The organism is Streptomyces xanthochromogenes (genome assembly GCF_014650455.1).
Taxonomy (GTDB): Bacteria; Actinomycetota; Actinomycetes; order Streptomycetales; family Streptomycetaceae; genus Streptomyces; species Streptomyces xanthochromogenes.
The window spans coordinates 108,430-132,634 of record NZ_BMUZ01000002.1 but is presented as its reverse complement, the minus strand read 5'-3'; the positions used below and the strand labels follow the sequence as shown (position 1 = coordinate 132,634).

Here is a 24,205-nt window from a genome sequence, read left to right as displayed (position 1 = left end):
CCAATCGGGGCCGAACACCCTTCGGGAACTGGTGGCCGGGTTGAGCGTAAGGTTGCGATTTGGCCCGACCCGTCCAGGCCCTGAGCCTACTTCCTGCTCCGGTGACGGTTACCTCTCAGTTACCTCTCAGTAGAGATGACGTTTGCGCCCCAGCGGTACACGATGGGATGCGGCGCAGAATTGGCTGTCTTCCGCATCCCCCCGACAGTGAAGGAACAGCGTGGCTTCCGGATCCGATCGCAACCCGATCATCATTGGCGGCCTGCCGAGCCAGGTCCCGGACTTCGATCCCGAAGAGACCCAGGAGTGGCTCGACTCCCTGGACGCCGCCGTCGACGAGCGCGGCCGGGAACGAGCCCGCTATCTGATGCTCCGGCTGATCGAGCGGGCCCGCGAGAAGCGCGTGGCCGTGCCCGAGATGCGCAGCACGGACTACGTCAACACGATCGCCACCAAGGACGAGCCGTTCTTCCCCGGCAACGAGGAGATCGAGCGCAAGGTCCTCAACGCGACCCGCTGGAACGCGGCCGTGATGGTGTCGAGGGCCCAGCGCCCCGGCATCGGTGTCGGCGGCCACATCGCCACGTTCGCCTCCTCCGCCTCGCTGTACGACGTGGGCTTCAACCACTTCTTCCGCGGCAAGGACGAGGGCGACGGCGGCGACCAGATCTTCTTCCAGGGCCACGCGTCCCCCGGCATCTACGCCCGCGCCTTCCTGCTCGACCGGCTGAGCGAGCAGCAGCTCGACGCCTTCCGGCAGGAGAAGTCGAAGGCCCCGTACGGCCTTTCGTCCTACCCCCACCCGCGTCTGATGCCGGACTTCTGGGAGTTCCCGACCGTCTCGATGGGCCTCGGCCCGCTCGGCGCGATCTACCAGGCGCGGATGAACCGCTACATGCAGGCGCGCGGCATCGCCGACACCTCCAAGTCGCACGTGTGGGCGTTCCTCGGCGACGGCGAGATGGACGAGCCCGAGTCGCTCGGCCAGCTGTCCATCGCGGCCCGCGAGAACCTGGACAACCTGACCTTCGTCGTCAACTGCAACCTCCAGCGCCTCGACGGCCCGGTGCGCGGCAACGGCAAGATCATCCAGGAGCTGGAGTCGCAGTTCCGCGGCGCCGGATGGAACGTCATCAAGCTGATCTGGGACCGCAGTTGGGACCCGCTGCTGGCCCAGGACCGGGACGGCATCCTGGTCAACCGGATGAACACCACCCCGGACGGCCAGTTCCAGACGTACGCCACCGAGACCGGCTCGTACATCCGGGACCACTTCTTCGGTGACGACCAGCGGCTGCGCGCCATGGTCGAGGGCATGACCGACCAGCAGATCCTGCACCTCGGGCGCGGCGGCCACGACCACAAGAAGATCTTCGCGGCATTCGCGGCGGCCAAGGAGCACAAGGGCCAGCCGACCGTGATCCTGGCGCACACCGTCAAGGGCTGGACGCTCGGCCCGAACTTCGAGGGCCGCAACGCGACCCACCAGATGAAGAAGCTGACGGTCGACGACCTCAAGGGCTTCCGGGACCGGCTGCACATCCCGATCACGGACCAGGAGCTGGAGTCCGGCGCGCCGCCGTACTACCACCCCGGACGCAAGTCCGAGGAGATCCAGTACATGCACGACCGCAGGCTCGGGCTCGGCGGCTACGTGCCGACCCGTGTGGTGCGTTCGAAGCCGCTGGCCCTGCCCGAGGACAAGACGTACGCGGTCGCCAAGAAGGGCTCGGGCCAGCAGTCGATCGCCACGACGATGGCGTTCGTCCGCATCCTGAAGGACCTGATGCGGGACAAGGAGATCGGCAAGCGTTTCGTGCTGATCGCCCCGGACGAGTACCGCACCTTCGGCATGGACGCGTTCTTCCCGAGCGCCAAGATCTACAATCCGCTGGGCCAGCAGTACGAGGCGGTGGACCGCGAACTGCTGCTCGCCTACAAGGAGTCGCCGACCGGGCAGATGCTGCACGACGGCATCTCCGAGGCCGGCTGCACCGCGTCGCTGATCGCCGCGGGTTCGGCGTACGCCACGCACGGCGAGCCGCTCATCCCGGTGTACGTCTTCTACTCGATGTTCGGTTTCCAGCGCACCGGCGACCAGTTCTGGCAGATGGCCGACCAGTTGGCGCGCGGATTCGTCCTCGGCGCGACCGCCGGACGTACGACGCTGACCGGTGAGGGTCTCCAACACGCCGACGGGCACTCGCAGTTGCTGGCCTCGACCAACCCGGGCTGTGTCGCCTACGACCCGGCGTTCGGCTACGAGATCGCGCACATCGTCAAGGACGGTCTGCGCCGGATGTACGGCCCGGACAGCGAGGACGTCTTCTACTACCTCACCGTCTACAACGAGCCGATCCAGCACCCGGCCGAGCCGGCGGACGTCGACGTGGACGGCATCCTCAAGGGCATCCACCGCTACAGCGCGGGCACTTCGGGCTCCATCCCGGCCCAGATCATGGCGTCCGGCGTGGCCGTGCCGTGGGCGATCGAGGCGCAGCGCATCCTCGCCGAGGAGTGGAACGTCCGGGCCGACGTCTGGTCCGCGACCTCCTGGAACGAGCTGCGCCGCGAGGCCGTCGAGGTGGAGGAGCACAACCTCCTGCACCCCGAGGAGGAGCAGCGCGTCCCCTACGTCACGCAGAAGCTCCAGGGCGCGCAGGGTCCGTTCGTGGCCGTGTCGGACTGGATGCGGGCCGTTCCCGACCAGATCGCGCGCTGGGTGCCGGGAACGTACCAGTCGCTCGGCGCGGACGGGTTCGGCTTCGCGGACACGCGGGGTGCGGCCCGGCGCTTCTTCCACATCGACGCGCAGTCGATCGTGCTGGCCGTTCTCACGGAGCTGGCCCGGGAGGGGAAGGTCGACCGGTCCGCCCTGAAGCAGGCGGTCGATCGGTACCGGCTGCTGGACGTGACCGCGGCCGACCCCGGTGCGGCGGGCGGCGACGCGTAGTCGCGGCTGCTGGGCTGCGCAGTGCGGGGTGCGGTGGGTGCTGCGGGGTTTTTCCCTGGGCCCCACCGCTTCCGCGTGCTGATTGTCGGGTGCGGGTCGTTCGTGGCTGGTCGCGCCCACGCGGCGGAGCCGCACATGTCACAGCCCCGCGCCCCTGGTAGGTGGTCCGGCGTTGCGTTTGCTCGCGGCCCGGTAGGTGGCCCCGCGTGGAGAGTCGGAGGGTGGCAGGCCCCTTGGGGGGCCTGCCACCCTTTACCGGTCAGGGCGCGGTCGGATGATCCGGCGTCGCGCGGTCCGGCCCGGTCCGGGGCCACATGCGGTTCCGTGACCGGGGGTCCTGCGCGTATGGGTGCTGTGTCCGAAGCCCGCCATCATCACTGCCCGAGCCTGGTCGGCTCGGCCTCACTGCAACGGGTACCACGTCTCAGCTCTCCCACACCTTGAACGCCCGTACCCGGTAAGGAACTTGGGGCACCCAGGTCCCACCGCCGGGATACGTGTCGAACTCGGCCGTCTCCTGGCACTCGTCGGACTGATAGGCGGTGACGGGGCGGCCCGTGCGGTTGGCGAGGGACTGGACGTCGGTGCCCGGGGGCAGCGCGGTGCAGCTCTCGACGTCGATGCGCGTCAGGTCGTACACCTGCCGCGGGCCCTTGAAGGCGGCCTTCGCCCACAGGCACAGCTCGCCCGGCGCGCAGTCGCCGATGCGCGGGGCGGCGGTGGCCGGGACGGCGGCGGGCAGCAGGAAGGCGGTGGCGGCGAGCAGGGCGAGTGTGGTCGTCGTGGTGCGCATGAGCGGTCAACCCCCGTGGTGATGCGATCAGTTGGATTCCGATCGGTTGGAATTCGATCGGTTGGAATCGGAAAACGGGCGGCGCACGCCGACGGTTCCGCGTCGCGGGGCAACCCGCGCACAACCATCCGAATAGGTGAAAGCCCCGCCGGATCATGGCCGGCGGGGCTTTCGCGTACGGGAGTTGACGGGATCAGATGTGACCCACGCCCGCGCCCTCCTGCGCGTTCGCACCGCGCTTGGTGAACATGGCGACCGCGGCGGCCAGGACCGCGACGATGCCGGCGACGGTGAAGGCCGTGCTCATGCCCGACACGAACGTGTCGTGCGCGACGCCCGCGACCTTGGCCGCGATCTCCGGCGGAGTGTTCGGCGGGACCGGGCCCAGGCCGACCTCGACGGCCTTGGACAGGTCCGAGGTCTGCCCGGGCGTCATGGGCGGCAGCTTGGCGGCGGCCCAGTTGTCCGGGAGCTTGGAGGTGACCTCGGAGGACATCACGGCGCCGAGCACCGCGGTGCCGAGCGAGCCGCCGACCTGCATGCCGGCCTGCTGGAGACCGCCCGCGACACCGGACAGCTCCAGCGGCGCGTTGCCGACGATGACCTCGGTGGCGCCGACCATGACCGGGGCCAGGCCCATGCCGAGCAGGGCGAACCAGATCGACATGGTGACGGTGCCCGTGTCGATGGTGAGGCGGGACATGCCGAACATGGCGACGGCGGTGCAGACCATGCCGCCGACCAGCGGGACGCGCGGGCCGAGCTTGGTGATCAGGGCGCCCGCGATCGGCGAGGCGACGATCATCATGCCGGTGAGCGGCAGCAGGTGCAGACCGCTGTCGACGGCCGACATGCCGTGCACGTTCTGCAGGTAGAAGGTGACGAAGAAGAGGCCGCCCATGAAGGCGAACGCCATGAGGATCATCAGGATCGTGCCCGCGGACAGCGGCACGGACCGGAACAGGCCGAGCGGAATCAGCGGCTCCTTGACCTTGGTCTCCCAGAAGGCGAAGAGGACGAAGCTGATCACCGCGGCGGCGATGAACCCGAGGGTCCTGCCGCTGCCCCAGCCGTACTCCGAGCCCTTGATGAGCGCCCAGATCATGCAGAACATCGCGACCGACAGCAGCACGATGCCGAGGATGTCGAAGGACTTCGGGGCGTTCTCGGCGCGGTGGTCGCGCAGGATCAGCAGGCCGAGGACCAGGGCGATCAGGCCCACCGGCACGTTGATGAAGAAGACCGACTGCCAGTTGACGTGCTCGACGAGCACACCGCCGAGGATCGGGCCGCCCGCGGTGGAGGCGCCGATGACCATGCCCCAGATGCCGATCGCCATGTTCAGCTTCTCGGCCGGGAAGGTGGCGCGCAGCAGCCCGAGCGCGGCCGGCATCAGCAGCGCGCCGAACAGGCCCTGCAGGACGCGGAAGACGATGACGTAGGTGACGCTGTGGGAGAGGCCGATGGCCCCGGAGGCGGCACCGAAGCCGACGACGCCGATGAGGAAGGTCTGGCGGTGCCCGAACCGGTCACCGAGCTTGCCCGCGGTGATCAGGGAGACGGCCAGGGCCAGCATGTAGCCGTTGGTGATCCATTGCACGTCCTGGAGCGAGGCTCCGAGGTTGTGCTGGATGGCGGGGTTCGCGATCGCCACGATGGTGCCGTCGAGCGCGACCATCATCACGCCGATGGCCACGGCGAAGAGCGTCAGCCAAGGGTGGCCGCGCAGCCCCTTGGCCGGCGCCGGTATCTCGTCCTGTGGCGCCTTTTCGACGGTGGTCTGACTAGTCATGCGATCGAGGCTAGTGTCAGCCACTGACAGTTGACAAACCATTTCACAAGTCGGCAACTGTCACGTAGCTCACAGCTAGACTGAATACGCCAAATTGACCGAAAGAGGACCACGAAGTGACGGTGGAGCAGCGGCCGATTGCATCCGCGGGCGGCCTGCGCGAGCTGAAGAAGCAGCGCACGCGTGACGCCCTGTTGCGGGTGGCCCTGGAGCTCTTCACCACCAAGGGGTACGAGCAGACGACGGTCGACGAGATCGCGGATGCCGTCGACGTCTCCCAGCGCACCTTCTTCCGCTACTTCGCCAACAAGGAGGCCGTGGTCTTCGCGGCCCAGGACACGGTGGAGTGGCACTTCGTCGACGCGCTGCGCGAACGGCCGTCCGCCGAGGGCCCGTTCACGGCGATGCGCCGGGCGGTGCTCTCGGCCTGGGACACCATCGAGGAGCGGCTCTCGCCCGTGGTGCCGGTCACGCTCTACATGCGGACGTACCAGGTGATCGAGTCGACGCCCGCGCTGCTCGCGGTCCACCTGCGCCGCTCGGCGGAGCTGGAGGAGCACATCGCCCGGCTCATCGCCGAGCGCGAGGGCCTCGACATCGACGCCGATCCCCGGCCCCGGGTGGCCGTGGCCGCCTTCACCGGGGTGATGCGGGTCGCGGGCGGGCTCTGGGGGCAGGGTGAGGACCCGAGCGTGGCGGCGATCCGCGAGCTGACCGCCGGCTACCTCGACCACCTCGGCCCGGCGCTGGCCGACGACTGGCGCGCTTGAGCCCGGGCGAGGGAGGCCGTGCGCCCGGGCGAGGGAGGCCGTGCGCCCGGGCGAGGGGTGGCATCAGGGGGGGCCGAATCGGCCGCCGGACGTACGGAGCGTGCGCCCGCGCGCGCTCTTGGTGAGACCACTCCCCGCTCAAACGTGATCTGAGTCACTGTCAGCCCAGTGGACCTTCAGGGTCTCCTACTGTGGTCAGCAGTGACTTCCTTCGACTCCTCCCCCACGCTGAACGCCTGGCGCGCGCTGCTCGCGCTCGCCGTCGTGTTCGTCATGCTCGCGACCTCCGGCTGGACGGCGATCCGCGGCCACTCCGGCGACTCCGAGCCCCGTGCCAAGGCCCTCGCCGCCTGGGCGCGCGACACGATAGACGGCCACAAGCTGCCGAAGGCGGACGCCAAGGCCACGGTGCTGGCCCAGTTCTTCGGCTCGCTGACCGCCCCCGAGCGCGATCGGCTCGCCGATCACTACCCGCTGGTCGTCGGCAACCTCAACGGTGCTCCCGTACCCCTGCGCTACCGGGCCAATCGGGTCGCGCTCGCGGAAGCTCGCGCGGTCGAGCAGAAACGCATGGTCGACCCCCGGCTCACCGCCGACGGCCGCCAGGACGCGGGCCGCCGGATGCACCGGTTCGACTCACTGCTCGACGACGGCCGCCAGATCCTCGCCTTCGACCCCGCCGACACCGGCCGGGTCGCGGAGGTCTTCGGTGACCTGGACCACGCCCAGCGGGTCTCGGTGATCGTCCCGGGTGTCGACACCAACGTCCTGACCTTCGAGAAGAGCAGCCGCAGCAACACCGCCCCCGTCGGCATGGCCGAGTCGCTGTACGCGGCCGAGCGTGCCGCCGCGCCGAAGACCCGGACCGCCGTGATCGCCTGGGCCGACTACACCGCGCCGGCCGGTCTGGGGGTGGACGCGGCCATCGGCCGACTGGCCGAGGACGGCGCCGTGCGGCTCTCCGCCATGGTGGGCGCGCTGCCGGGGAAGTCCTCGGTCGAGCTGTTCTGCCACAGCTACGGCTCGGTGGTGTGCGGGGTCTCCTCACGTCAACTGCCGCCCCGCGTGAGCGACATCGCGGTGGCCGGCAGCCCCGGCATGCGGGTGCGCAACGCCGCCCAGCTGGGCACCGGGGCCCAGGTGTGGGCGATGCGCGACAAGGACGACTGGATCCAGGACGTGCCGTACCTGGACGTGGCGGGGCTCGGCCACGGCGCCGACCCGGTCTCGTCCGCCTTCGGCGCCCGGATCCTGTCCGCCTCGGGAGCCATCGGCCACACCGGGTACTTCGAACCCGGCACGCAGAGCCTCGCCAACTTCGCCGCCATCGGAGTTGGCGCGTACAAGACGGTCGGCTGCGCCGCCTACGACGCCGACTGCGGCAGCGGAATTTCCGACCGTACGGCGGCTTGACGGGCACATCGACGGGCGGACACGCGTAGACACCGTGTGATCGCCCGGACACCCGCGTGCCGACGAGGTTCCCTCCGAGGGGGGACGCGCGGGCGCGCGCCGCCTACGATGAGGCGCATGGGTGATGTGCTGGCCGGAATTCATGCCACCTGGGAGTTCGAGTCCGACTCCGTGCTCATCCGCTTCGAACGGGGGATACGCGCGCCGAAGCTGTTCCAGGCGCTGCGCGAACGACGCATCCCCCACGAGGCGTTGGAGTCGGTGTCGCTGTCCCAGGGCAAACGCGGCACCGTGGTGCTGCACGCGGTGCCGAGACCGGGCGCCGACCCGCTGATGGATGCCGCGGCGGGCCAGTTGAAGGAGGCCTGCGACCCCTACCGTCTGGTCCTGCCCGCCGAACGCGAGACGCTCGCCGAGTACTACGCGGACGAGCTGCGCACCGCTCTGGTGCCGTACGCCTCGAAACCCGCCGACCGCCATCTGGTGGACCCGCCCGGGACCCCGCTGAACTTCAAGGCGTACGACGGCAGGGCCGGCTTCGACGGGCGGCAGGTCACGTTCCGCTGGTTCTGGACGGGCGCCTCGTCGGAGAAGTGGAAGGCGGGCGACCAGACCTTCCCGATCACCGCCCTCAGCGGTGTCGAGTGGCGCTCCCCCGAAGTCTTCGACGGCCATCTGCGGCTGCTGCGCCGGGACGCCGACGACGGCCCCGCCCAGGCCGACCGCGACCCGGCGTCCGTGGTCTTCGGCCTCGGGTACGGGCCCGTGCACGAGTCGCTGCCGTTCGCGGCCGCGGTCCTCGCGGCGGTACGGGGCGGGGGCGGGGCCTCGATCCCGCTGCAGGCGGTACCGGTCGCGGCGGGCCGGCGCGACCCCGCCGACATCGCGGAAAGGATCCGCCACCTCGGTGACCTGCACCGGGCGGGGCTGGTCACGGACGACGAGTTCACCGCGAAGAAGGCGGAGCTGCTGGCGGAACTGTAGGCGTGTGCGCGGGCCCGACGGGGCCGGGGACGACGACCGACTCGTCGTCGGAGGCGGGGCGGGCGAGCTGGGGGCTGGGCGCGAGTGGGGAGCCGCGATACCCGAGACCGAGGACCGCGATACCCAGGGCGGGGACGGTGATACCCAGGTCCGGGGTGCGGGTGGCACTCCGGTATGACGCGTGGATGGCCCGGCCCTGCCTAGGCTGGCCGGGCCATGAAGATCACACCTCTCTCGCGCCGCGCACTCGACCTGCTGCGGCCCCCGGCCGAGGACACCCGGCCCCTGTTCTCGCGGGCGCCCAGGCGCTGGCAGCGGTGGAGCCCGTACGTCGTCGCCGGCGGCTTCGTGGCGGCGCTGCTGCCGGTCACCATCACCGTCCTCGCCAACGACTACCGGCTCGGTGGCGGCTGGGCCGGGGCGCTCGGAGTGGGCCAGACGGTTCCGCTGCTGCTCGCCGTGACCCGGCCGCTCCAGGCGTGGGTGATCGTTCTCGTCTTCGACGTGCTCGGCGCGCTCCTGCTGTACGGGGCCGACACGACCGCGCGTGCCTGGCCGTGGACCCCGACGGTGATCGTCGGCTACCTCGCGCTCATGGCGGCCCTCGGGCTGCGCGAGCGGACCCGCACGCTCGTCACCGTGTGGCTGGTGACCGGCGCGGCCGGCCTCGCCCTCGGCGTCTTCCCGCCGAAGGGCTCCACCAGTACCTACGTCCTGCTGATCGTCCTGGCGGGCGTGGTGCTGGCCTTCACCGGCGCCGTGCACCGGCGCGAGGAGGCCGAGCGGCTGCTCGCCGAGCAGGAGACCATCAGCGGGGCCGAGCGCGCGCAGCGCACCCTCCTGGAGGAGCGCGCCCGGATCGCGCGCGAACTGCACGACGTGGTGGCCCACCACATGTCCGTGATCACCGTGCAGGCCGACTCGGCGCCGTACCGGCTGACCGGGCTGGACGAGGCGGCCCGCGGGGAGTTCGCGTCCATCGCCTCCAGCGCCCGGGAGTCGCTGAGCGAGATGCGGCGGCTGCTCGCGGTGCTCCGCAGCGACGGGAGCGGCGGGGACGGGGGCGAGCGGGCGCCCCAGCCCGGCGTGGACCGCCTCCAGCAGCTCATCGAGGCGACCGTACGGTCCGGCCAGCCCGCCACGCTCTCGCTCGCCGCGGACCTGCCCGCGCTGCCACCCGCGGTCGACCTGTCGGCGTACCGGATCGTGCAGGAGGCGCTCGCCAATGTCGTACGGCACGCGCCGGGCGCCCCCACCCGCGTCTCCGTCACCGGCGACGGGCGGCATCTGACGGTGGTCGTCGTCAACGGCCCCGCCGCGGGCCGCACTTCGCCCCTGGAGTCCGCGGGGACGGGGCACGGGCTGGTCGGCATGCGCGAACGCGTACGGTTGACCGGTGGGTCGCTGGACACCGGACCGCTGCCGGACGGCGGCTTCCGGGTCGCGGCCCGCCTGCCCCTGGACACCGCATCGGCGTCCGCCCCGCCACCCGTGAACTCCCGCCCGAAGGAAGCCAGTTGAGCCCCATCCGCGTGATCATCGTCGACGACCAGGCCATGGTGCGGGCGGGGTTCGCCGCGCTGCTCTCGGCGCAGGCCGACATCGACGTGGTGGGCGAGGCGCCCGACGGCCGCCAGGGAGTGGCCGTGGCCCGCGCCACCCACCCCGACGTCGTCCTGATGGATGTCCGCATGCCCGAGATGGACGGGCTCGCGGCGGCCCGGGAGATCCTGGACCCGCCGGCGGGGGTCGTGCACCGCCCGAAGGTGCTCATGCTGACCACCTTCGACGTCGACGACTACGTGTACGAGGCGCTGCGCGCGGGGGCGTCGGGGTTCCTGCTCAAGGACGCGCCGCCCGCGGATCTCATCGGGGCGGTACGGGTCGTGGCGGCGGGCGAGGCGCTGCTCGCGCCGTCCGTGACGCGGCGCCTCATCGCGGACTTCGCCGCGCAGCGGCCGGCGCCGCGGCGGGGGGCGGTGTCGCTCCGGCTCAACGGGCTGACCCCGCGCGAGACGGAGGTGCTCGAACTGATCGCCCGGGGTCTGTCGAACCAGGAGATCGCGGGGCGGCTGGTACTGGCGGAGCAGACGGTGAAGACGCATGTCGGGCGGGTGCTGGCGAAGCTCGGCCTCCGGGACCGGGCCCAGGCAGTGATCTTCGCCTACGAGGCGGAAGTAGTACGCCCCGGCAACCCGGGCTAGCCCCGACCCCCTGGTGGCTCTGCCCACCCGCCCGCCCGTGACTCGGGGTTGGAGGACCCCGGCCCCTGGGGCTCCGCCCCAGACCCCGGGGGTTTGCCCACCCTCCCCCAAGCTCTTAATGAGCAGGGGGGACCCCCATCCCGTGCAGCGGGTTGGATGAGCTGAGCCCTGGGGCTGCGCCCCAGACCCCGGGCGGGGACTCCGCCCCCTGCACCCCCGATCGCGCCTGAACGGCGCTCGTCCTCAAACTCCCCCAAGGCCTCAAGGGCCAGGGGGGACCCCCATGACGGGCTGAAATGCCCTGGTGCGGGCCAGCACCGAAGCTTTTAGGGGCGCGAGGAACTGCGCGAGAAGCGACCACGGTCCGCGGACGACGACGGGCTTTGGGGCGCAAGGAACCGCGCGAGAAGCGACCACGGTCCGCGGACGACGACGGGTTTGGGGGCGCGGGGAACCGCGCAAGAAGCGAGCACGGTCCGCAGCCGGACCAGGGGCCCCGGGGCGCAGCCCCTGGAAGCCCACCCGCCCCATTCCACCCCCGGCGGGTTGCGGGAAGGGGCGGGGAGGGGAAAAAACCGCGGCCCGGGGCAGAGCCCCAGTACCCCGAGCCGACACCTCCGCCCCACGGCCCCGCGCCCCCCCCACTCCGCAACCCCGCAACCCCGCAACCCGCATCCCGCATCCCGCATCCCGCATCCCGCATCCCGCATCCCGCATCCCGCCGAAAGGGAAACTCACCCACCCCCTACCCCAGTAGCACTCCGCACTCGCCACCCCGGTGTGACGCCCCGCCACCGGCCCCCTCCCTACCTTCTCCCTCGTCAAGGAGCGGACAGGGAAAGGGAGTCGGGGCATGGGGCGGATTCGCAGGGCGTTGGTCGCGGGGGCGGTCGTCGTGGCGGGGGTCGTGGGGAGCGCGGGGTGGGCCGCGGGTGATGCGCAGGTGGCCGTCACCGGGCCGCCGCCCGGGACCGCGGCCTGGCGGGCGGACCGGGTGGGCGGGGAGCCGCTGCCCGACCCCGCATCGTCGACGCCCCGTCAGGTGGCTTATTTCTTCGGCACGTTGAGCCCCACCGAACAGCACACCCTCGCCCGCCGGCACCCCCAGGTCGTGGGGAACCTGGACGGCGCCCCCGTCCCCCTCCGCTACGAGGCCAACCGGCTCGCCCTCACCGCCACGCACGACCCCCGTTATACCCGCCTCGCCGCCCCCGATCGGCAGATCCTCGCCTTCGACCCGCGGGGGCGGGGCCAAGTGGCCGAGGTGTACGGGGAGTTGACGCGGGCCACCCGCGTGGCCGTCGTCGTGCCCGGGTCCGACATCGACGCCCGGACCTTCGACCGTACGAACGACCCCTACGGCACCCCCGCCGGCATGGCGGCCGCACTGCGCGGCGCCACCCACGACAAGGTCGCGGTGATCGCCTGGGCCGGGTACACCACGCCCGTCGGGGTGGGGGTCGACGCGGCGTCGGGGCGGCTCGCCGAGGCGGGGGCCGGGCGGCTCGCGCGGTTCACCGAGGGGCTCGACGCCGTCGGCGCACCCGATCCCGTGCTGTTCTGCCACAGCTACGGCTCCGTGGTGTGCGGGCTCGCCGCGAAGCACACCGACGCCTCGGACATCGTGGCGCTCGGCTCCCCCGGCATGCGTGCCGACACCGTCGCGGGCCTCGGCACCCGCGCCCGGGTGTGGGCCGCGAAGGACCCCTCGGACTGGATCGACGACGTACCGCACATCGAGTTCGCGGGGCTCGGTCACGGCACCGACCCCACCGACCCGGCCTTCGGCGCCCGCCGCATACCCGCCGCCGACGCCCAGGGCCACACCGGCTACTTCGCCCCCGGCACCGAGTCGCTCGACTCCTTCGCCGCCATCGCCATGGGAGACGTTCGATGAGCAACACCGCGCTCGGCAGGGCCGTTTCGGACATCGAGCGGAAGACCCCGCCCCATCGCGACCGCGCCATCGACGGGCTGCGCGCCCTCGCGCTGCTCGCCGTGCCGACCGGGCACTGGCTGCTCGGCGGGTTCACCCGGGACGGCTCGGGCGCGTTGCACAACGCCAGCCCGCTCTCCAGCTTCGCCGGGTTCGCGCCGGCCGGCTGGATTCTGCAGATGCTGGGCATCTTCTTCCTGGTCGGCGGCTACGCCTCCGTGCTGTCCTTCCACCGGCGCAAGGGGTCGACCGGAGCATGGCTCCGGGGGCGGGTCGCCCGGCTCGGCCGGCCCGTGCTCGGGGTCACCGCCGTCTGGGCCGCGATGATCCCCGTGCTCCACGTCCTCGGGGTCCCCCACGACACCCTGCGCACCGGCTCGACGCTCGTCATCCAGCCGTTGTGGTTCGTGGGTGTGTACGTCGTCGTCACCGCGCTCACGCCGTACTGCGTACGGGCCGCGCGGGCGATGGGCGGCTGGGCCGCGGCTCCACTGCTCGGGGTCGTCGCTGTCGTCGACTTCCTGCGCTACGGGCCCCTCGCCGACTCCATGCCGTCCTGGCTGTCGCTCGTCAACATCCTGCCCGGGTGGATGTTCGCGTACCAACTCGGCGTCTCCTGGGGCGAGAAGAGGATCGGACGCCGGGGCGCGTGGCTGCTGTTCGGCGGCGGGGCGCTGCTCTTCGCCGCGCTGCTCATGGTCTTCCACTACCCGGCGTCGATGGTCGGTGTGCCCGGCGAGGCGCGCACCAACTCGCATCCGCCGTCGCTGCTGGTGCTCGCGCTCGCCGCGGCCCAGTCGGGCGCCGCGATCCTGTTGCGCGACCGGATCGCCAACTGGCTGAAGCGGCCTGCCCTTTGGGCGCCTGTCGTGGTCGTCAACCTGTCCGCCATGACCATCCTGTGCTGGCACCAGACGGCGATGCTCGCCGCGGCCGTCCCGGCCTCGTTCGCCGGTCGGGTGCCGGGCCTGACCACCGCGCCCGACACCCTGGCCTGGATCGGTGAACGGCTCGCCTGGATGCCGGTGTTCGCAGTGCTGCTCGTAGTGATCGCCCGTTACGCACGGGGCTTCGAGGCACCCTGGACGAAGGCGACGAAGGCCCGCCGGGCAGCGGCCGGGCTGCTCGCGGCGGGCTTCGCGGTGTTCGCGCTGGGGCTCGCGTGATGTGCCCCGGCCTTGTTCTGCACGGCACATGCGATGTGCCCCGGCCCGTCCTTTGCGGCACGCGCGACGTACGGGAGGACCGGGGGCGCGGCCTACTGCTCGCGGACCGTCGAGGTGGCGGACATGTCGGGGTAGCGGTCGCCCGCGACCTGCCCGGCGATGGGCTCCAGGAGGGCCAGCTCCTCGGCGCTCAGGGTGATGCGGGTGGCGCCGGTGTTCTCCAGGAGGCGGCTGCGCTTGCGGGTGCCCGGGATCGGGACCACGGTCAGGCCGTGCACCTGGGCCCGCTGCTGCACCCAGGCGAGCGCGATCTGCGCGGTCGTCGCGCCGTGCGCCGCCGCGATCTTGTGCAGGGGTTCGAGCAGCGCTGCGTTGGCCACAGCGTTGTCGCCGGTGAAGCGGGGCTGGAACCTGCGGAAGTCGCCCTCGCTGAGCTCCTTGCCCGCGTCCGCGAACGACCCGGTGAGGAAGCCGCGGCCGAGCGGCGAGTAGGGCACGACGGTGACACCGAGTTCGGCGGCTGCCGACACCCCGCTGCGCTCGACGTCGCGGCTGAAGACCGACCACTCCGACTGGAGGGCGGCGATCGGATGCACGGCGTACGCCTCGCGCAGCTCGGGCCCGGTGACCTCGCTCAGGCCCAGGTACTTGACCTTGCCCTCGGCCACCAGCTCGGCCATCGCGCCGACGGACTCGGCGAGCGGCACCTCCGGGTTGCGGCGGTGCATGTAGTACAGGTCGATGACGTCGACGTCCAGACGGCGCAGGCTCGCCTCGACCGCCTTCTTGATGTAGGCGGGGCTGTTCTCGATGGCCCGGTAGGACGGGTCGTCGGCGCGGCGGTCGATGGCGAACTTGGTGGCCAGGGTCACCTCGTCGCGGTGGGCGGCGAGGAACGGGGCGAGGAACTGCTCATTGGCACCGAGGCCGTAGATGTCGGCGGTGTCGATGAGGGTGACGCCCGCCTCGACGGTCGCCTCCAGGGTGTCGCGGGCGGCGGCCTCGTCGGTGTCGCCGTAGAACTCGCTGATGCCCATGGCGCCGAAGCCCTGGACGCCGATCCGGGGGCCGTCGGTACCGAGGCGGACGGTGCTGATCTTCTCAAGGGGGCTGTTGCTCATGGGTGTTCAGGCCCTTTCCGACGCCTTGCGGGCGCCAGCGTAAAAGTCGATCTTGTAGTCGAGCACGGCGAGCGTGTCGTGGAGCTCCGCCATGCGCGCCATGACGTCGCGCCGGGTCTGCTCCAGGAGCTCCTGGCGTGCCTCGAAGGTGTGCTCTCCCTCGCGGACGAGTTCGGCGTAGCGGACCATGTCGGCGACGGGCATCCCGGTGAGCCGGAGCTTGCCGACGAAGGCCAGCCAGTCCAGGTCCTTGTTGGTGAACCGGCGCTGGCCGGTGTGCGAGCGGTCCACGTGCGGCATGAGACCGATCCGCTCGTACCAGCGGAGGGTGTGCGCGGTGAGTCCGGTGCACGCCACGACCTCGCTGATCGTGTAACGGTCCTGGCCGTCGGGACGCGGAGGACTCGGCTCGGTCGCGCAGAGGTCCTGCCGGGCCCGCCCCGCCGTCACCGTTGTGCTGTCGATCACCGTCATGTCCTCCACGCTAGAACCTTGGAGTGCACTCCAAGCAAGCGAAATGCGTGACGTTCTCGTGTCGTGTCGCCCATCGCCTCCCCGGATGCCCCGCCCGGCCGCGCCGACGCCCCCCGATCCCGCCCTGCGGCCGCCGCGCCGAGCCCACTAGGCTCGTACGCATGGAGAGCCTGCGGATCATCGAGACCTGGCCCGTACCGACCGCCGCGGCGGCCGTGGTGCGCGCCGACGGAACGCTTGCCGGCACGCACGGGCCGCTGTCCCACCGGTTCCCGCTGGCCTCCGTCACCAAGCCGCTCGCCGCGTACGCGGCCCTCGTCGCGTACGAGGAGGGAGCGATCGAGCTCGACGAGCCGGCCGGGCCGCCCGGCGCCACCGTCCGGCACCTGCTCGCGCACACCTCGGGGCTCGCCTTCGACGAGCACCGGGTGATGGCACCGCCCGGCGACCGGCGGCTTTACTCCAACGCCGGGTTCGAGGTGCTCGGTGACCACATCGCCAAGCAGTCCGGCATCCCGTTCGCCGACTACGTGCGCCAGGCCCTGTTCGAGCCGCTCGGCATGAGCGCCAGCACGCTGGAGGGCTCGCCCGCCAAGGACGGCGCCTCGACCGTGGCGGACCTCGCGAAGTTCGCCGCGGAGGTGCAGGCGCCGCGGCTGCTCCACCCGGCCACGGTCGCCGAGGCGATGCACGTGCAGTACCCGGGCCTCAAGGGCGTGCTGCCCGGCTACGGGCACCAGAACCCCAACGACTGGGGCCTCGGCTTCGAGATCCGGGGTGCCAAGTCCCCGCACTGGACCGGGAGTTCGTCCTCGCCGCGCACCTTCGGCCACTTCGGCCAGTCCGGTACGTTCCTGTGGATCGACCCGGACGCGGGACTGGCCTGCGTCGCCCTGACGGACCGCGCGTTCGGGCCCTGGGCGGCCGAGGTGTGGCCCGCCTTCACCGACTCGGTGCTGGCCGAGTTCACCCGCGGCTGAGTCCGCGCGGCAAGGGGCTCACACCGAGCCGAGCTCCCAGAACAGCACCTCGGCGTCGTCGTGCGCCGTCAGTTCAAGGCCCAGCGCCGCGGTGATCCGTGCCGAGTCGCCGGGCCCGAGCGTCTCCTGGGCCAGGCCCACCCGGCCGCGTACGACGTGGACGTACACCCCGGGAGCGTCCGGCACCGCGGTGCGCGCGCCGGACTCCAGGCGGCGCACGTAGAGCAGCGCGCCGGCCGGGAGCACCGCGTAGGGCGTGGAGTCCGCGATGCCACGCACGATGTCGTACGCGGGCTCGCCGCCGGGCTTCTTCGGGGCGAGCCACATCTGGAGGAAGACCAGCGGGTGCGGGCCCTCGTTGCGTTCCTCGTGCCGTACGCCGCCCGCGGAGCTCAGGCACTGCACGTCGCCGGGGCGCACCACGGTGGTGTGGCCCGCCGAGTCGCGGTGGGTGAGCTCGCCCTCGATCACCCACGCGAGGATCTCGGTGTGGCTGTGCGGATGCTCGTCGAAGCCCGCGCCGGGCGCGAGCCGCTCCTCGTTGCAGGCCAGGACCGGCCCGAACCGGAGGTTGTCCGGATCGTAGAACCGGCCGAAGGAGAAGGCGTGCAGGGACTCGATACCGACGTCGGGGTCCCCGCCCCGATAGCGCTCGTCACCGCGCCTGACTGAAATCACGCCCACCACGGTAGACCCGGGAGCGGACGGGGTGCGCTCCTCGTGCCGCCCCGATCGGCCGCCGGGACTCACCCCGCCCCGGCGGGGAGGGTTCCCGATAAGGCAGTCTTGTCCCCGTGCCAGCACCCGATCCCGTACACCCCGCGAAGAATGCCCATCCGCACGCCGCGACCCTGAAGCGTCTTGAGCAGTCCTCGGGGCGGCTCGCCGCGAACGCGATCGCCCGCATGGACGCGACGCTGCCGTGGTACCGGGCGATGCCGCCGGAGAACAGGTCGTGGATCGGTCTGGTCGCCCAGGCCGGCATCGCCGCGTTCACCGAGTGGTTCCGGCACCCCGAGACGCCCCAGGCGATCTCGACCGACGTCTTCGGCACGGCCCCGCGCGAACTGACCCGTGCGATCACCCTGCGCCAGACCGTCGAGATGGTCCGCACCACCATCGAGGTCATGGAGACCGCGATCGAGGAGGTCGCGGCCCCGGGTGACGAGTCCATCCTGCGCGAGGCACTGCTCGTGTACGCCCGCGAGATCGCCTTCGCGACGGCCCAGGTGTACGCGCAGGCCGCCGAGGCCCGCGGCGCCTGGGACGCCCGCCTCGAATCCCTGGTGGTCAACGCGGTGCTGTCCGGCGAGGCCGACGAGGGCGCGGTGTCGCGGGCGGCGGCGCTCGGGTGGAACTCCCCCGAGCACGTGTGCGTGGTGCTCGGTACGGCCCCGGACGGCGACAGCGAACTCACCGTGGAGGCGATCCGGCGAGCCGCCCGGCACGCCAAGCTCCAGGTCCTGACCGGGGTGCTCGGCAACCGCCTGGTCGTCATCGCGGGCGGCAGCGACAATCCGCTCCAGGTCGCCAAGAGCCTGATCGGACCGTATGCCGCGGGCCCCGTCGTCGCCGGGCCGATCGTGCCGGACCTGCTGGCCGCGACCCGGTCCGCGCAGGCCGCGGCGGCCGGCCTCAAGACCTGCTCGGCCTGGCAGGATGCGCCCCGGCCGGTCCTCGCGGACGATCTGCTGCCGGAGCGGGCGATCGCGTCCGATCCTGCCGCGCGCGAGCAGTTGGTGGAGGAGATCTACAGACCGCTGGAGGAGGCGGGCTCGGCGCTCCTGGAAACCTTGAGCGTTTATCTGGAGCAGGCGAGCAGTCTGGAGGGCGCGGCCCGGATGCTGTTCGTCCACCCCAATACCGTTCGCTACCGGCTCCGACGTGTGACGGACGTCACCGGGTGGTCGCCGTCCGATGTGCGCTCCGCGTTCACGCTGAGGATCGCGCTGATCCTGGGGCGTCTGGCCGACGGAGATCCACAGTCCTAGACTTTTGTCGGACACCCACAATTCCCCCGACGGTTCTTCGTCCCTGTCCCCACGGGCGTGCGGAGCCGTCCACAAGAGAGAGTGTGAGAGTGCTCGTACTCGTCGCTCCCGGCCAAGGCGCTCAGACGCCCGGCTTCCTGACCCCTTGGCTCGACCTCCCCGGCGCTGCCGACCGGCTCGCCGCGTGGTCGGACGCCATCGGTCTTGACCTCGTCCACTACGGCACGCAGGCGGACGCCGACGCGATCCGCGACACCGCCGTGGCACAGCCCCTGCTGGTCGCCGCGGGTCTGCTGTCCGCCTCGGCGCTGGGCGACATCGCCCCGGGCGCCGTCGCCGGGCACAGCGTCGGCGAGATCACCGCCACCGCGTTCGCGGGCGTCCTGTCCGAGGAGGCCGCGCTCGGCTTCGTCCGCACGCGGGGCCTGGGCATGGCCGAGGCCGCGGCCGTCACGCCCACCGGCATGGCCGCGCTGCTCGGCGGCGAGCCCGAGACCGTGCTGCCGCACCTGGAGAAGCTCGGCCTGACGCCGGCGAACGTGAACGGCGCGGGCCAGATCGTGGCCGCCGGCACCGCCGAGCAGCTGGCCGCCCTGGAGGCCGACAAGCCCGAGGGCGTGCGCCGCGTGGTGGCCCTCAAGGTGGCCGGCGCCTTCCACACGCACCACATGGCTCCGGCCGTGGCGTCCCTCGAAGAGGCGGCGAAGTCCCTGGAGGTCGCCGACCCGCGTTTCACCTACGTCTCGAACGCGGACGGCAAGACCGTGGCGAGCGGCCAGGACATCGTGGCCCGCCTGGTCAACCAGGTCTCCAATCCGGTCCGTTGGGACCTGTGCATGGAGACCTTCGGCGAGCTGGGCGCGACCGCGCTGATCGAGCTGTGCCCGGGCGGCACGCTGACCGGTCTCGCCAAGCGCGCCCTGCCGGGTGTCAAGACCGTCGCCCTGAAGACCCCCGCCGACCTCGACGCGGCTCGTGCGCTCATCGCCGAGCATGCATCCGCCTAAGGAGCCGAGAGCCATGTCGAAGATCCGCCCCAGCAAGGGCGCCCCGTACGCCCGCATCATGGGCGTGGGCGGCTACCGGCCCGTGCGGGTGGTGCCCAACGAGGTGATCCTGGAGACGATCGACTCCTCCGACGAGTGGATCCGTTCGCGCTCCGGCATCGCCACCCGGCACTGGGCCTCCGCCGAGGAGACCGTGGCCGCGATGTCGATCGAGGCCTCCGGCAAGGCGATCGCCGACGCCGGCATCTCCGCCGACCAGATCGGCGGCGTGATCGTCTCCACGGTCTCGCACTTCAAGCAGACCCCGGCGGTGGCGACCGAGATCGCCGACAAGCTGGGCACCGGCAAGGCCGCCGCCTTCGACATCTCGGCCGGCTGCGCGGGCTTCGGCTACGGCCTGACCCTGGCCAAGGGCATGATCGTCGAGGGTTCCGCCGAGTACGTCCTGGTCATCGGCGTGGAGCGGCTCAGCGATCTGACCGACCTCAACGACCGGGCCACGGCGTTCCTGTTCGGCGACGGCGCCGGCGCGGTCGTCGTGGGACCCGCGGACGAGCCGGCCATCGGCCCCACGATCTGGGGTTCCGAGGGCGACAAGTCCGAGACCATCAAGCAGACCGTGCCGTGGAACGAGTACGACAGCTCGGGCAAGTTCCCCGCGATCACGCAGGAGGGCCAAGCGGTCTTCCGCTGGGCCGTGTTCGAGATGGCGAAGGTCGCCCAGCAGGCGCTGGACGCGGCCGGAATCAGCCCGGACGACCTGGACGTCTTCATTCCGCACCAGGCCAACATGCGGATCATCGACTCGATGGTGAAGACTCTCAAGCTGCCGGACCACGTCACGGTCGCCCGTGACGTGGAGACCACCGGCAACACCTCGGCCGCCTCGATCCCGCTTGCAATGGAGCGGCTCCTGGCGACCGGACAGGCGAAGAGCGGCGACACCGCGCTCGTCATCGGCTTCGGGGCGGGTCTCGTGTACGCCGCGACGGTCGTTACCCTCCCCTAGGCACTCCGGATATTCCGGAAGCCCGTAATTCGAAGCATTTACACCGAAGGAGCGCCAACATGGCCGCCACGCAGGAAGAGATCGTCGAGGGTCTCGCCGAGATCGTCAACGAGATCGCTGGTATCCCGGTCGAGGACGTCCAGCTGGACAAGTCCTTCACCGACGACCTGGACGTCGACTCGCTGTCCATGGTCGAGGTCGTCGTCGCCGCCGAAGAGCGCTTCGACGTCAAGATCCCGGACGAGGACGTCAAGAACCTCAAGACCGTTGGCGACGCCGCCAGCTACATCCTGAAGCACCAGGCCTGATTCAGGACCTGAATTCGGGCTGCCACCCAGCGGTGGCGCCGCTGATTCACGTCCCTTACACACGTGGAGAAACTTCCTGTGAGCTCGACCAATCGCACCGTGGTCGTCACCGGTATCGGCGCAACCACACCGCTGGGTGGCGACACCGCCTCGACCTGGGAGGGTCTGCTGGCGGGACGCTCCGGTGTCCGCCCCCTGGAGGGCGAGCGCTTCGCCGAACTGCCGGTCAGGATCGCGGCCCCGGCCGCGGTCGACCCCGGTGAGGTGCTGCCCCGCCCGCTGGCCCGCAAGCTGGACCGCTCGGCGCAGTTCGCGCTGATCGCGGCCAAGGAGGCCTGGGCCGACGCGGGCTTCACCGCCCCGGCGGGCGACGAGGCCGGCGTCACACCCGAGCGGCTCGGCACGGTCATCGCGTCGGGCATCGGCGGCGTCACCACCCTGCTCGACCAGTACGACGTGCTGAAGGAGAAGGGCGTACGCCGCGTCTCCCCGCACACCGTGCCCATGCTGATGCCGAACGGCCCCTCGGCCAACGTCGGCCTTGAGGTCAACGCCCGTGCGGGCGTGCACACCCCCGTATCCGCGTGCGCATCGGGCGCCGAGGCCATCGGGTACGCCGTCGAGATGATCCGCACCGGCCGCGCCGATGTCGTGGTCGCCGGCGGTACCGAGGCGGCCATCCACCCGCTGCCCATCGCGGCGTTCGCCAACATGATGGCGATGTCCAAGAACAACGACCACCCCGAGCAGGCCTCGCGCCCCTACGACAAGGCCCGTGACGGCTTCGTCCTGGGCGAGGGCGCCGGCGTGGTGGTCCTGGAGTCCGCCGAGCACGCCGCCAAGCGTGGTGCCCGGGTCTACTGCGAGGTGCTCGGCCAGGGCCTCTCGGCCGACAGCCACCACATCGCACAGCCCGAGCCGACCGGCCGGGGCGTCGCCGCCGCGGTGCAGAACCTGCTCGACGCCACCGACCTCAAGCCGTCCGAGGTGGTCCACCTCAACGCGCACGCCACCTCGACGCCGCAGGGCGACATCGCCGAGATCAAGGCGCTGCGCAAGGTCCTCGGCGACGACCTGGACCACGTGGCCATCTCCGCGACGAAGTCGATGACCGGCCACCTCCTCGGCGGTGCGGGCGGCATCGAGACCGTCGCCACGGTCCTCGCGCTGTACCACCGCACGGCCCCGCCGACCATCAACGTCGACGAGCTCGACGACGAGGTCGACCCGGGCCTGGTGAGCAGCGAGCCCCGCAAGCTGCCCGAGGGGTCGATCTCCGCGATCAACAACTCGTTCGGCTTCGGCGGCCACAACGTGGTGCTCGCCTTCCGCTCGGTCTGAGCGACCTGAGCCGAGCGGCCGAAGCAGGCCGCGGGAGCCGAAGAGGCCGCAGAAAGGGCCCCACCGCCTCGGTGGGGCCCTTTCGCGTACGCGGGGTCTTGTCGGGTGGGTCAGACCACCTGGTGCAGCCAGCGCACCGGTGCGCCCTCTCCCGCGTAGCGGAAGGGCTCCAGTTCGTCGTCCCAGGGCTTGCCGAGGAGTTTGGCGATCTCGGCCTCCAGGTCGGTCTCGCCCTGTACGGAACGGGCGAGGGCGGCCCGCAGCCGGTCCTCCGGGATCAGGATGTCGCCGTGGATGCCGGTCACGGCGTGGAAGATGCCGAGGTCGGGCGTGGCGCTGTAGCGCTCGCCCTCCGCGGTGGCGCAGGGCTCGGCCGTGACCTCGAAGCGCATGAGCTGCCAGCCGCGCAGCGCGGAGGCGAGTTTGGAGGCGGTGCCGGGTTCGCCCCGCCAGGAGAACTCCGCTCTCCAGGTGCCGGGCGAGGCGGGCTGGCGGATCCAGTCGAGCTGGACGCGCACCCCAAGGACTCCGCCCACCGCCCATTCGACGTGCGGGCACAGCGCGCGCGGGGCGGAGTGGACGTAGAGAACTCCACGTGTCGTCACCGGGACCTCCAGTGCGGTTCGAGGTTCGCCTTCCCCAGCGGCCTCGCGCCCCTGCCGTTCCCGGTCAGGACAGCACCTGACATTCTGCCCCTGGGCTCAACAGTAAACAGCATCGGGAGCAAATCTCCTGAAATGGGACAGTATGTGACGTGATGTAATTTACCGGAGCCGACTGGCGTGGTTCCTCTGGCTGGACGGGCCAAAGCTACCGCGCGGAGCTGTGCCCAGGGTGTCGTAATGTCGGTCGGAGCGCCTTCGAACATCAAGGTTTCACCCGCGAGGACGCCGCGAAGGACCGATGACCGCCGCACGGAGGGGGACCGGGGATGCAGTACCGCCACCGGAGCCGTCGCGTCCGCACCGTGGCCGCGGTCGTGGCCGCGGCGGCGCTCGCCCTGACCGCGGGCTGCGAGTCCGGCGGCCACTCCGCGGCGAGCCCGGCCGCATCCGCGAAGCCCTCGCCGAGCCCCTCCCCCGCCTGGAACCACAGCCCGAAGTCCCTTGCCGCGATCGGGGACTCGATAACGCGCGGCTTCGACGCCTGTACGGTCCTGGCCGACTGCCCCGAGGTCTCCTGGGCGACCGGCAGCGACCCCCAGGTCGACTCGCTCGCGGTCCGCCTCCTGGGCACGGCGGCCCCCACCAGCAGCTGGAACTACGCGAAGACCGGCGCGCGGATGGCGGACCTACCGGCCCAGATGGACCTGGCCGCGGCCCATCACCCCGGCCTGGTCACGGTGATGACGGGCGCGAACGACGCGTGCCGCAAGGATGCGGCGGCCATGACGCCGGTGGCGTCCTTCCGCGCCGAGTTCGAGACGGCGCTGCGCAGGCTGCGCGCGGCCTCCCCCAAGTCCCAGGTGTACGTGGCGAGCGTGCCGGACCTCAAGCGCCTGTGGTCGACCGGGCGCGGCAGCCCGCTGGGCAAGCAGATCTGGAAGCTGGGCATCTGCCAGTCGATGCTGGCCGGCGCGGACGACCTCGGGCCCGCCGCCACGGCGCGGCGCGGCGAGGTGAACGCGCGGGTCGTGGCCTACAACGGGGTCCTGCGGGACGTCTGCGCGAAGGACCGCGCCTGCCGCTACGACGGCGGGGCGGTCTTCGACTACGACTTCGACGGCACCCAGTTGAGCCCGTGGGACTGGTTCCATCCCAGCAAGGACGGCCAGATGCATCTGGCCGAGATCGCGTACCGCAAGGTGACGGCGCCGGGTTGAGTCGGGTTGAAGGACCCTGGGGGCTCCGCCCCGGTACGGCTGAGGGGCGCGGGGAATGCGCGACCAGCCACGCACGGTGGACGGACGAGAACGGGGTTGGGGGCGCGGGAAACTGCGCGATCGCCCCCGGCGGCCCGCAGT

General features: G+C 71.4%; 21 protein-coding genes. 15 read left to right on the top strand and 6 right to left on the bottom strand.

What is annotated here, in order from left to right; translation table 11 throughout:
- Window positions 1-220: 220 nt before the first annotated feature.
- Window positions 221-2,953: a pyruvate dehydrogenase (acetyl-transferring), homodimeric type gene (aceE, locus tag IE267_RS04420; protein WP_161247991.1), complete on the top strand. Its 2,733-nt coding sequence runs from the start codon at window positions 221-223 to the stop codon at window positions 2,951-2,953.
- Window positions 2,954-3,377: 424 nt separating this feature from the next.
- Here aceE and IE267_RS04415 read toward each other — a convergent pair whose 3' ends face one another.
- Together IE267_RS04415 and IE267_RS04410 are read right to left on the bottom strand one after the other, a co-directional pair.
- On the bottom strand, window positions 3,378-3,746 hold the full coding sequence (locus IE267_RS04415; protein ID WP_189762229.1) for a peptidase inhibitor family I36 protein: 369 nt from the start codon (window positions 3,744-3,746) through the stop codon (window positions 3,378-3,380).
- A 193-nt stretch (window positions 3,747-3,939) separates the two neighbouring features.
- The gene (locus IE267_RS04410; protein WP_189762228.1) at window positions 3,940-5,538 is read right to left on the bottom strand and encodes an MFS transporter; all 1,599 of its coding nucleotides are present in this window, start codon (window positions 5,536-5,538) and stop codon (window positions 3,940-3,942) included.
- A 116-nt stretch (window positions 5,539-5,654) separates the two neighbouring features.
- Between IE267_RS04410 and IE267_RS04405 the strand changes: the two genes are divergently transcribed.
- The 7 genes from IE267_RS04405 (at window position 5,655) to IE267_RS04375 (ending at window position 14,011) form a co-directional block, all read left to right on the top strand.
- Window positions 5,655-6,308, top strand: coding sequence for a TetR family transcriptional regulator (locus IE267_RS04405; protein ID WP_229860706.1), 654 nt, complete (start codon window positions 5,655-5,657; stop codon window positions 6,306-6,308).
- A gap of 201 nt (window positions 6,309-6,509) precedes the next feature.
- Window positions 6,510-7,721 carry an alpha/beta hydrolase gene (locus IE267_RS04400; RefSeq protein ID WP_167153481.1) on the top strand — a complete coding sequence of 404 codons (1,212 nt, stop codon included), beginning with the start codon at window positions 6,510-6,512 and terminating at the stop codon, window positions 7,719-7,721.
- A 117-nt stretch (window positions 7,722-7,838) separates the two neighbouring features.
- On the top strand, window positions 7,839-8,705 hold the full coding sequence (locus IE267_RS04395) for a DUF4429 domain-containing protein (RefSeq protein ID WP_189762227.1): 867 nt from the start codon (window positions 7,839-7,841) through the stop codon (window positions 8,703-8,705).
- A 216-nt stretch (window positions 8,706-8,921) separates the two neighbouring features.
- On the top strand, window positions 8,922-10,226 hold the full coding sequence (locus IE267_RS04390) for a sensor histidine kinase (protein WP_189762226.1): 1,305 nt from the start codon (window positions 8,922-8,924) through the stop codon (window positions 10,224-10,226).
- The gene (locus tag IE267_RS04385) at window positions 10,223-10,909 is read left to right on the top strand and encodes a response regulator (RefSeq protein ID WP_268251524.1); all 687 of its coding nucleotides are present in this window, start codon (window positions 10,223-10,225) and stop codon (window positions 10,907-10,909) included. The genes IE267_RS04390 and IE267_RS04385 overlap by 4 nt, the downstream gene beginning before the upstream one ends.
- A gap of 853 nt (window positions 10,910-11,762) precedes the next feature.
- Entirely contained in the window at window positions 11,763-12,806 is a 1,044-nt protein-coding gene (locus IE267_RS04380) for an alpha/beta hydrolase (RefSeq protein WP_189762225.1), read from the top strand.
- Window positions 12,803-14,011 (top strand): acyltransferase family protein, encoded by a 1,209-nt coding sequence (locus IE267_RS04375; protein WP_189762224.1) that lies wholly within the window; start codon window positions 12,803-12,805, stop codon window positions 14,009-14,011. The genes IE267_RS04380 and IE267_RS04375 overlap by 4 nt, the downstream gene beginning before the upstream one ends.
- 92 nt (window positions 14,012-14,103) lie before the next feature.
- Here the strand turns inward: IE267_RS04375 and IE267_RS04370 are convergent, their stop codons facing one another.
- Together IE267_RS04370 and IE267_RS04365 are read right to left on the bottom strand one after the other, a co-directional pair.
- On the bottom strand, window positions 14,104-15,132 hold the full coding sequence (locus IE267_RS04370) for an aldo/keto reductase (RefSeq protein ID WP_189762223.1): 1,029 nt from the start codon (window positions 15,130-15,132) through the stop codon (window positions 14,104-14,106).
- 6 nt (window positions 15,133-15,138) lie between these two features.
- A complete protein-coding gene (locus IE267_RS04365) occupies window positions 15,139-15,606 on the bottom strand; it encodes a MerR family transcriptional regulator (protein ID WP_167153469.1) in 468 nt (155 codons plus the stop codon).
- Window positions 15,607-15,767: 161 nt separating this feature from the next.
- Here IE267_RS04365 and IE267_RS04360 point away from each other — a divergent pair, with 161 nt between their 5' ends.
- Window positions 15,768-16,586, top strand: a complete 819-nt coding sequence (locus tag IE267_RS04360) for a serine hydrolase domain-containing protein (RefSeq protein ID WP_189762222.1) — start codon at window positions 15,768-15,770, stop codon at window positions 16,584-16,586.
- An 18-nt stretch (window positions 16,587-16,604) separates the two neighbouring features.
- Here the strand turns inward: IE267_RS04360 and IE267_RS04355 are convergent, their stop codons facing one another.
- Window positions 16,605-17,264: a pirin family protein gene (locus tag IE267_RS04355; protein WP_189762221.1), complete on the bottom strand. Its 660-nt coding sequence runs from the start codon at window positions 17,262-17,264 to the stop codon at window positions 16,605-16,607.
- A 116-nt stretch (window positions 17,265-17,380) separates the two neighbouring features.
- On the opposite strand from IE267_RS04355, the gene IE267_RS04350 reads away from it, so the two are divergent.
- The 5 genes from IE267_RS04350 (at window position 17,381) to fabF (ending at window position 22,242) form a co-directional block, all read left to right on the top strand.
- Window positions 17,381-18,577: a PucR family transcriptional regulator gene (locus IE267_RS04350; RefSeq protein WP_167153465.1), complete on the top strand. Its 1,197-nt coding sequence runs from the start codon at window positions 17,381-17,383 to the stop codon at window positions 18,575-18,577.
- A gap of 89 nt (window positions 18,578-18,666) precedes the next feature.
- Entirely contained in the window at window positions 18,667-19,584 is a 918-nt protein-coding gene (locus tag IE267_RS04345; RefSeq protein ID WP_189762220.1) for an ACP S-malonyltransferase, read from the top strand.
- A 13-nt stretch (window positions 19,585-19,597) separates the two neighbouring features.
- Window positions 19,598-20,593 carry a ketoacyl-ACP synthase III gene (locus IE267_RS04340; RefSeq protein ID WP_167153461.1) on the top strand — a complete coding sequence of 332 codons (996 nt, stop codon included), beginning with the start codon at window positions 19,598-19,600 and terminating at the stop codon, window positions 20,591-20,593.
- A gap of 59 nt (window positions 20,594-20,652) precedes the next feature.
- Window positions 20,653-20,901 (top strand): acyl carrier protein, encoded by a 249-nt coding sequence (locus IE267_RS04335; protein WP_053730594.1) that lies wholly within the window; start codon window positions 20,653-20,655, stop codon window positions 20,899-20,901.
- A gap of 78 nt (window positions 20,902-20,979) precedes the next feature.
- Window positions 20,980-22,242, top strand: coding sequence for a beta-ketoacyl-ACP synthase II (gene fabF, locus IE267_RS04330; protein ID WP_167153459.1), 1,263 nt, complete (start codon window positions 20,980-20,982; stop codon window positions 22,240-22,242).
- 110 nt (window positions 22,243-22,352) lie between these two features.
- On the opposite strand, the gene IE267_RS04325 is transcribed toward fabF, so the two are convergent.
- The gene (locus tag IE267_RS04325) at window positions 22,353-22,847 is read right to left on the bottom strand and encodes a DUF3145 domain-containing protein (RefSeq protein WP_161252142.1); all 495 of its coding nucleotides are present in this window, start codon (window positions 22,845-22,847) and stop codon (window positions 22,353-22,355) included.
- Window positions 22,848-23,173: 326 nt separating this feature from the next.
- On the opposite strand from IE267_RS04325, the gene IE267_RS04320 reads away from it, so the two are divergent.
- Window positions 23,174-24,064 (top strand): SGNH/GDSL hydrolase family protein, encoded by an 891-nt coding sequence (locus IE267_RS04320; protein WP_189762219.1) that lies wholly within the window; start codon window positions 23,174-23,176, stop codon window positions 24,062-24,064.
- The last annotated feature ends 141 nt before the right edge of the window (window positions 24,065-24,205 follow it).

Bases quoted from the DNA above. Each gene is read 5' to 3' on its own strand.
- IE267_RS04375 (WP_189762224.1), top strand. From the start codon at position 12,803: ATGAGCAACACCGCGCTCGGCAGGGCCGTTTCGGACATCGAGCGGAAG.
- IE267_RS04370 (WP_189762223.1), bottom strand. From the start codon at position 15,132: ATGAGCAACAGCCCCCTTGAGAAGATCAGCACCGTCCGCCTCGGTACC.
- IE267_RS04415 (WP_189762229.1), bottom strand. From the start codon at position 3,746: ATGCGCACCACGACGACCACACTCGCCCTGCTCGCCGCCACCGCCTTC.
- IE267_RS04390 (WP_189762226.1), top strand. From the start codon at position 8,922: ATGAAGATCACACCTCTCTCGCGCCGCGCACTCGACCTGCTGCGGCCC.
- IE267_RS04335 (WP_053730594.1), top strand. From the start codon at position 20,653: ATGGCCGCCACGCAGGAAGAGATCGTCGAGGGTCTCGCCGAGATCGTC.
- IE267_RS04320 (WP_189762219.1), top strand. From the start codon at position 23,174: ATGCAGTACCGCCACCGGAGCCGTCGCGTCCGCACCGTGGCCGCGGTC.
- IE267_RS04365 (WP_167153469.1), bottom strand. From the start codon at position 15,606: ATGACGGTGATCGACAGCACAACGGTGACGGCGGGGCGGGCCCGGCAG.
- IE267_RS04410 (WP_189762228.1), bottom strand. From the start codon at position 5,538: ATGACTAGTCAGACCACCGTCGAAAAGGCGCCACAGGACGAGATACCG.
- IE267_RS04340 (WP_167153461.1), top strand. From the start codon at position 19,598: ATGTCGAAGATCCGCCCCAGCAAGGGCGCCCCGTACGCCCGCATCATG.
- IE267_RS04395 (WP_189762227.1), top strand. From the start codon at position 7,839: ATGGGTGATGTGCTGGCCGGAATTCATGCCACCTGGGAGTTCGAGTCC.
- IE267_RS04380 (WP_189762225.1), top strand. From the start codon at position 11,763: ATGGGGCGGATTCGCAGGGCGTTGGTCGCGGGGGCGGTCGTCGTGGCG.
- IE267_RS04360 (WP_189762222.1), top strand. From the start codon at position 15,768: ATGGAGAGCCTGCGGATCATCGAGACCTGGCCCGTACCGACCGCCGCG.